At 60.0% G+C, this 7,587-nt stretch carries 5 protein-coding genes and 5 tRNA genes; all 10 read left to right on the top strand.

Annotation, left to right across the window (positions count from 1 at the left end):
- The first annotated feature begins 384 nt into the window (after positions 1-384).
- The gene (gene alaS / locus ACQKPZ_RS27640) at positions 385-3,009 is read left to right on the top strand and encodes an alanine--tRNA ligase (RefSeq protein WP_427544391.1); all 2,625 of its coding nucleotides are present in this window, start codon (positions 385-387) and stop codon (positions 3,007-3,009) included.
- Positions 3,010-3,093: 84 nt separating this feature from the next.
- Positions 3,094-4,329: an aspartate kinase gene (locus tag ACQKPZ_RS27645; protein ID WP_019099135.1), complete on the top strand. Its 1,236-nt coding sequence runs from the start codon at positions 3,094-3,096 to the stop codon at positions 4,327-4,329.
- A gap of 165 nt (positions 4,330-4,494) precedes the next feature.
- A complete protein-coding gene (gene csrA, locus ACQKPZ_RS27650) occupies positions 4,495-4,683 on the top strand; it encodes a carbon storage regulator CsrA (RefSeq protein ID WP_003254503.1) in 189 nt (62 codons plus the stop codon).
- Positions 4,684-4,755: 72 nt separating this feature from the next.
- Positions 4,756-4,846, top strand: a tRNA-Ser gene (locus ACQKPZ_RS27655).
- A 106-nt stretch (positions 4,847-4,952) separates the two neighbouring features.
- Positions 4,953-5,029 (top strand) — tRNA-Arg (locus ACQKPZ_RS27660).
- Between the two features lie 71 nt (positions 5,030-5,100).
- Positions 5,101-5,177, top strand: a tRNA-Arg gene (locus ACQKPZ_RS27665).
- Between the two features lie 74 nt (positions 5,178-5,251).
- A tRNA-Arg gene (locus tag ACQKPZ_RS27670) sits at positions 5,252-5,328 on the top strand.
- Between the two features lie 73 nt (positions 5,329-5,401).
- A tRNA-Arg gene (locus tag ACQKPZ_RS27675) sits at positions 5,402-5,478 on the top strand.
- Positions 5,479-5,877: 399 nt separating this feature from the next.
- Complete coding sequence (gene mgtE, locus ACQKPZ_RS27680; protein WP_391125448.1) at positions 5,878-7,320, top strand: magnesium transporter; 1,443 nt, start codon at positions 5,878-5,880, stop codon at positions 7,318-7,320.
- Positions 7,321-7,397: 77 nt separating this feature from the next.
- A partial coding sequence (locus ACQKPZ_RS27685) for a hypothetical protein (RefSeq protein WP_427544394.1) occupies positions 7,398-7,587 on the top strand: 190 nt, incomplete at its 3' end.

A 7,587-nucleotide genomic window follows, 5' to 3' on the forward strand; every position in this document is an offset into this window, starting at 1 on the left:
GGGCGGGGGGCGGTGATTCCCGGGCGCCCCCTTCCTCCGCGCAACCCCCCCCCCCCCCGGGGGGGGCGGTGACCTGTGGGAGCGGGTTTACCCGCGAAGCAGGCGACTCGGTTTCGGATCCCATCCATGATGAAAACCTTTTAATTCACCGCCTGTTCCATTTTCCCTCCCCATCAGCGGTAATTGGCTTGCCAGTGGCGAAAGGCAGGATTTAGCATCCGGTCATGTCATTTTCGTTTGCATAGCCTGAAAAACCGTTCAAACGACGGTTTCTATCGTATAAACACACTGCATCGAGATTGCAGGACCGATATAATGCGGCCCTTTGCCGTCGTTTCGTCGACGTGTTTGCCCAACTGGGCCGCCGTTTCCGTGGAAGAACCTATGAAAAGCGCAGAAATCCGTGAAGCCTTCCTTCGCTTCTTCGAAGAGCAGGGCCATACCCGAGTCGCCTCCAGTTCGCTGATCCCGAACAACGACCCTACCTTGCTGTTCACCAATGCCGGCATGAACCAGTTCAAGGACTGCTTCCTCGGTGCGGAGAAGCGTGCCTACACCCGTGCTGTCAGCAGCCAGAAGTGCGTGCGCGCCGGTGGTAAGCACAACGACCTGGAAAACGTCGGTTACACCGCGCGTCACCACACCTTCTTCGAAATGCTGGGCAACTTCAGCTTCGGCGACTATTTCAAGCGCGATGCCATCACCTTCGCCTGGACCTTCCTGACCTCGGACAAATGGCTGAACCTGCCCAAGGAAAAGCTCTGGGTAACCGTCTACGCCACCGACGACGAAGCCTACGATATCTGGACCAAGGAAGTCGGCGTGCCGGAAGAGCGCATGGTGCGCATCGGCGACAACAAAGGCGCACCGTACGCCTCTGACAACTTCTGGACCATGGGCGACACTGGCCCGTGCGGCCCGTGCACCGAGATCTTCTACGACCACGGCGCGGACATCTGGGGCGGCCCACCCGGCTCGCCAGAAGAAGACGGCGACCGCTACATCGAGATCTGGAACAACGTTTTCATGCAGTTCAACCGCACCGCCGACGGCGTGCTGCACCCGCTGCCAGCGCCGTCGGTAGACACCGGCATGGGCCTGGAGCGCGTCAGCGCCGTGCTGCAGCACGTGCACTCGAACTACGAGATCGACCTGTTCCAGAACCTGCTGGCGGCGGCTGCCAAGGCCATCGGTTGCAGCAACGACGGCCAGGCCTCGCTGAAAGTGGTGGCCGACCACATTCGTTCGTGCGGTTTCCTGATCGCCGACGGCGTGCTGCCGTCCAACGAAGGCCGTGGCTACGTGCTGCGCCGCATCATTCGTCGCGCCTGCCGCCATGGCAACAAGCTGGGCGCCAAGGGCAGCTTCTTCTACCAGATCGTTGCCGCACTGGCCGCCGAAATGGGCGAAGCCTTCCCCGAGCTGAAAAGCCAGCAAGCGCACATCGAACGTGTGCTCAAGGCTGAAGAAGAGCAGTTTGCCAAGACCCTGGAGCAGGGCCTGCGCATCCTCGAGCAGGACCTGGCCCAGCTCAAAGGCGACGTGGTACCGGGCGACGTGGTGTTCAAGCTTTATGACACCTACGGCTTCCCGATGGACCTGACTGCCGACATCGCCCGTGAGCGCGAGCTGACCATCGACGAAGCCGGTTTCGAGCGCGAAATGGATGCCCAGCGTGAGCGTGCGCGTTCCGCCAGCGCCTTTGGCATGGACTACAACAGCGTGGTCAAGGTCGACAGCGCCACCGAGTTCCTCGGCTACGACGCCACCGAAGGCCAAGGCAAGATCATCGCCCTGTACAAGGACGGTCAGGCCGTCGACCAGCTGGGTGAAGGCGAGCAGGGTGTGGTCGTGCTCGATCGCACGCCGTTCTACGCCGAGTCCGGTGGCCAGGTGGGTGACACCGGCTTCCTGCAGGCCGGCGCTGCGCGTTTCGACGTGCGCGACACCACCAAGACCGGCGGTGCCTTCCTGCACCACGGCGTGGTCGCCAGCGGTGCGCTGGTGATCGGTTCGCCAGTCGAGGCCAAGGTTGATGCCGATGTACAGCACGCCACCTCGCTGAACCACTCCGCCACCCACCTGCTGCACGAAGCGCTGCGCCAGGTGCTGGGCGAGCACGTACAACAGAAGGGCTCGCTGGTCGACAGCCAGCGCCTGCGTTTCGACTTCAGCCACTTCGAGGCGGTCAAGCCAGAGCAGATCAAGCAGCTGGAAGACATCGTCAACCGCGAAGTGCGCAAGAACACCCCGGTGGAAACCGAGCTGACCGACATCGAAACCGCCAAGGCCAAAGGCGCCATGGCGCTGTTCGGCGAGAAGTACGGTGACACGGTGCGTGTGCTGAGCATGGGCGGTGATTTCTCGGTGGAGCTGTGCGGCGGTATCCACGCCAAGCGCACCGGTGACATCAGCCTGTTCAAGATCATCAGCGAAGGCGGCGTGGCCTCTGGCGTGCGTCGTATCGAAGCGGTTACCGGTGCAGCAGCGCTGGCCTACCTGAACGCTGCCGAAGAGCAGGTCAAGGAAGCCGCACAACTGGTGAAAGGTAACCGCGACAACCTGATCGACAAGCTGTCGGCTGTGCTCGAGCGCAACCGCCAGCTGGAGAAGCAGCTGGAACAGCTGCAGGCCAAGGCCGCCAGCGCCGCCGGGGACGATCTCTCCAATGCGGCCGTTGAGGTCAAGGGCGCCAAGGTACTTGCTGCCCGCCTGGATGGGCAGGATGGCAAGGCCCTGCTGGCCCTGGTCGATCAGCTGAAGAACAAGCTCGGCCACGCAGTGATCCTGCTGGGCAGCGAGCATGAGGGCAAGGTCGTGCTGGTGGCCGGCGTGACCAAAGACCTCTCCAGCCAACTCAAGGCTGGCGATCTGATGAAACAAGCCGCTGCGGCGGTGGGTGGCAAGGGCGGTGGCCGTCCGGACATGGCCCAGGGCGGTGGCGTCGACGTCGCTGCACTGGACCAGGCCCTGGCGCTGGCCGTGCCATTCGCAGAGCAGGGACTTTGAGATGAAGGGGCCGGCGGTCTAGTCGCCGGCCTCTTCATGTTGGATTGTTTTTTGGGGCCCTGTATGGGCTGAGGCACCATTGAAATGGCGTTGATCGTACAGAAATTTGGCGGCACCTCTGTCGGTTCCATCGAGCGGATCGAGCAGGTAGCCGAAAAGGTCAAGAAACACCGTGAAGCGGGCGACGACCTGGTGGTTGTATTGTCGGCCATGAGCGGTGAAACCAATCGCCTGATCGACCTGGCCAAGCAGATCACTGATCAGCCAGTTCCGCGTGAACTGGACGTGATCGTGTCGACCGGTGAGCAGGTCACCATTGCCCTGCTGACCATGGCCTTGATCAAGCGCGGTGTGCCAGCGGTGTCCTACACCGGCAACCAGGTGCGCATTCTCACCGACAGCGCGCACAACAAGGCGCGCATCCTGCAGATCGACGATCAGAAAATTCGCGCCGACCTCAAGGAAGGCCGCGTGGTCGTGGTTGCAGGCTTCCAGGGTGTGGACGAGCACGGCAGCATCACCACCCTGGGCCGTGGCGGCTCCGACACTACTGGCGTGGCCCTGGCGGCGGCGCTGAAGGCTGACGAGTGCCAGATCTACACCGACGTCGATGGCGTCTACACCACTGACCCGCGCGTTGTGCCGCAGGCCCAGCGCCTGGAGAAGATCACCTTCGAAGAGATGCTGGAAATGGCCAGCCTCGGTTCCAAGGTGCTGCAGATCCGTTCGGTGGAGTTCGCCGGCAAGTACAACGTTCCGCTGCGCGTGCTGCACAGCTTCAAGGAGGGTCCGGGTACCCTCATTACCATTGATGAAGAGGAATCCATGGAACAGCCGATCATTTCCGGTATCGCCTTCAACCGTGATGAAGCCAAGCTGACCATTCGCGGCGTGCCGGACACCCCGGGCGTGGCCTTCAAGATCCTCGGCCCGATCAGCGCTTCGAACATCGAAGTGGACATGATCGTGCAGAACGTCGCCCACGATAACACCACCGACTTCACCTTCACCGTACACCGCAACGAGTACGAGAAGGCGCAAAGCGTGCTGGAAAACACCGCCCGCGAAATCGGTGCCCGTGAAGTGATCGGCGACACCAAGATCGCCAAGGTCTCGATCGTTGGCGTCGGCATGCGTTCGCACGCCGGTGTTGCCAGCCGCATGTTCGAAGCGCTGGCCAAGGAGAGCATCAACATCCAGATGATCTCCACCTCCGAGATCAAGGTTTCGGTCGTGATCGAAGAGAAATACCTGGAGCTGGCCGTGCGCGCACTGCACACCGCGTTCGAGCTCGACGCCCCTGCCCGACAGGGCGAGTAAGGCGCTGCCTGGGAGGGCGCGGCTGGTGCCGCGCCCTTCGCGTTTCTGCTCGCCACGCAGGCCCTGTCCTGCCCTGTGTGGCGCGTAATCGGGCCAGGTCGTCGTCCACGACCGGCCCTGACACCCAAGACTGTTACCCCTGAATGTTTGCGTAAGGAGAAAGCTATGTTGATTCTGACTCGTCGGTGCGCCGAGAGCCTGATCATTGGAGACGGCGAGATCACCGTGACGGTGCTCGGCGTCAAAGGCAACCAGGTGCGTATTGGCGTCAGCGCCCCTAAAGAAGTGGCCGTTCACCGCGAGGAAATCTACCTGCGGATCAAGAAGGAGAAGGATGAAGAGCCAAGCCTTTAATTTTTTTGAAGTTTTTTTCAAAAAAAGGGTTGCAAAGGTGAAAGAGGTTCTTTAATATTCGCCTCGTGTTGCGGTGAGGTGGCCGAGTGGCCGAAGGCGCTCCCCTGCTAAGGGAGTATACCTCATAAGGGTATCGGGGGTTCGAATCCCCCCTTCACCGCCATTATTTGCGTAGGGCGCTGTAAACGGTAAGAACGCTAAGTAGTTGATTTTAAACGAAAACGTTCTTGCAAAAATGTTTCAGCGACCTATAATGCGCGGCAAGACACGGACTCATAGCTCAGCTGGATAGAGTACTCGGCTACGAACCGAGCGGTCGCAGGTTCGAATCCTGCTGAGTCCGCCACTTTTGAAGTGGCTTTGTTTGCAAGGCTGCTTCAATCAACCAGCGGTATCTGGTCTAAAACTTCCAATCGCGGACTCATAGCTCAGCTGGATAGAGTACTCGGCTACGAACCGAGCGGTCGCAGGTTCGAATCCTGCTGAGTCCGCCACTTTCTTGAAGTGGCTCTGCTTGCAAAGCTGCTTCAGTCAACCAGCGGTAACCTGGTCTAAAACTGCCAATCGCGGACTCATAGCTCAGCTGGATAGAGTACTCGGCTACGAACCGAGCGGTCGCAGGTTCGAATCCTGCTGAGTCCGCCACTTTCTTGAAGTGGCTCTGCTTGCAAAGCTGCTTCAGTCAACCAGTGGTAACCTGGTCTAAAACTACCACCACGGACTCATAGCTCAGCTGGATAGAGTACTCGGCTACGAACCGAGCGGTCGCAGGTTCGAATCCTGCTGAGTCCGCCATACCCAAACAAGAAGCCCGCTCAATTGAGCGGGCTTTTTGTTTTTCTGCGCCAATGAATTGTTGCTCATGTCGATCTACGCTCTTCTGTAATGATTGTGCTGTAGCTTGGCCGCGCCGCTGAGCGAACGCAAAATCAATTGTGCTTTCCCATCCCTGACAACCGTCGCACTGATAGCTTCGAGCGTTGTCCTAGCTTTATCGCGCAAACGATTGTTATGGCCAAAAATTTAAGCGATCTGACAGCTTTAGCAGTGTATGATTGCGCCCGTCAGCCCCGCCGGGGCTTGTGGAAAACACCATGGACTTACCCAGTAGTTACTCGCTAACAAGATTCATACAGAAAGATCTGACCGATTGATTCTCCCGGCGTGCTCCGCTGCTGGGAGTGGAGTTCGCCTATGACTGAAGTAGAAGTAAAAAAAGCGCAAGAAAGCCTGCAGGATCGCCTGGCCCAGGTGGTCGAATTGCTGCAGCGTCAGCGCGTGGTCGAAGACCTTACCCACCGCCAGGAAGGCGCGCACAACGACCTGGTAGAAAACCTGGTCCACCGCCAGAACCTCGTCGAGTTGCAGCGCAAGCTCGATGACCTGCACCCCGCCGACATCGCCTACATCCTCGAAGCCTTGCCCCTGGAAGACCGTCTGACGGTCTGGCAGCTGGTGCGCTCGGACCGCGATGGCGACATCCTGCTTGAAGTTTCCGATTCGGTTCGTCAATCGCTGATCGCCGACATGGACGATCACGAATTGTTGGCCGCCGCCAAGGAAATGGACGCCGACGAGCTGGCCGACCTGGCCCCTGAGCTGCCACGCGACGTTATCCATGAACTGATGGAAACCCTCGATGCCCAGCAACGCGAGCGCGTGCGTTCGGCGCTGAGCTACGACGAGGAGCAGGTCGGTGCGCTGATGGACTTCGAGATGGTCACCATCCGCGAAGACGTCAGCCTGGAAGTGGTGCTGCGCTACCTGCGCCGCCTGAAAGAGCTGCCCAACCATACCGACAAACTGTTCGTGGTCGATTACGACGGCATCCTCAAGGGGGTGTTGCCCATCAAGCGCCTGCTGGTCAACGACCCGGAAAAGAAGGTGGCCGAGGTCATGGCGACCGACCCGGTGTCCTTCCAGCCCGAGGAAGATGCTTACGACGCGGCACAAGCCTTCGAACGCTATGACCTGGTATCGGCACCCGTAGTAGACAAGGGCGAACGCCTGATCGGCCGACTGACCATCGACGAAATGGTCGACCTGATCCGCGAGGAGAGCGAGAGCGAAGTCCTCAACATGGCGGGTCTGCGTGAAGAGGAAGACATCTTTGCCTCGGTCTGGCGCTCGTTCCGCAACCGTTGGGCATGGCTGGCGATCAACCTGATTACCGCCTTCCTGGCTTCGCGGGTGATCGGCCTGTTCGAGGGCTCGATCGAGAAGCTGGTGGCGTTGGCTGCGTTGATGCCGATCGTTGCGGGTATTGGTGGTAACTCGGGCAACCAGACCATCACCATGATCGTCCGCGCCATGGCGCTGGACCAGGTGTCGCCGGGCAATACCAGCCGCCTGATGCGCAAGGAACTGGCGGTGTCGCTGATCAACGGCCTGGTGTGGGGCGGGGTGATTGGTGCGGTGGCGTTCTGGTTGTATGGCAGTTGGTCGCTGGGCGTGGTGATGACCGCAGCGATGACCTTGAACCTGTTGCTGGCGGCGCTGATGGGCGTGCTGATCCCGATGACCCTGGCCCGCCTGGGGCGTGACCCGGCAATGGGTGCCAGTGTGATGATCACGGCCGTAACCGACAGTGGCGGCTTCTTCATCTTCCTTGGCCTGGCTACGTTGTTCCTGCTGTAACTCGGCCCCTCTGTTTGCGCGATCCCTGTAGGAGCGGCCTTGTGTCGCGAAAGGGGCGCGCAGCGGCCCCAGGATCTATGCCCTACCTCGACATTGCCGGGGCCGCTTTGCGGCCCTTTCGCGACGCAAGGCCGCTCCCACAGGGATCGCATGAGCTTCAGGATGTGCCCATAAAAAAAGGTTCTTCACGGAATCCCGGGAAAGACAGAAACAAGAACGCCGGTTTGATGGATGATGTTCGTGCGAGCAAACACATCAACAAACCGG

This window comes from Pseudomonas sp. NPDC089547 (assembly GCF_050280665.1).
Taxonomy (GTDB): domain Bacteria; phylum Pseudomonadota; class Gammaproteobacteria; order Pseudomonadales; family Pseudomonadaceae; genus Aquipseudomonas.

Coding starts and splice junctions, on each gene's coding strand:
- alaS (WP_427544391.1), top strand. CDS start 385: ATGAAAAGCGCAGAAATCCGTGAAGCCTTCCTTCGCTTCTTCGAAGAG.
- ACQKPZ_RS27645 (WP_019099135.1), top strand. CDS start 3,094: ATGGCGTTGATCGTACAGAAATTTGGCGGCACCTCTGTCGGTTCCATC.
- csrA (WP_003254503.1), top strand. CDS start 4,495: ATGTTGATTCTGACTCGTCGGTGCGCCGAGAGCCTGATCATTGGAGAC.
- mgtE (WP_391125448.1), top strand. CDS start 5,878: ATGACTGAAGTAGAAGTAAAAAAAGCGCAAGAAAGCCTGCAGGATCGC.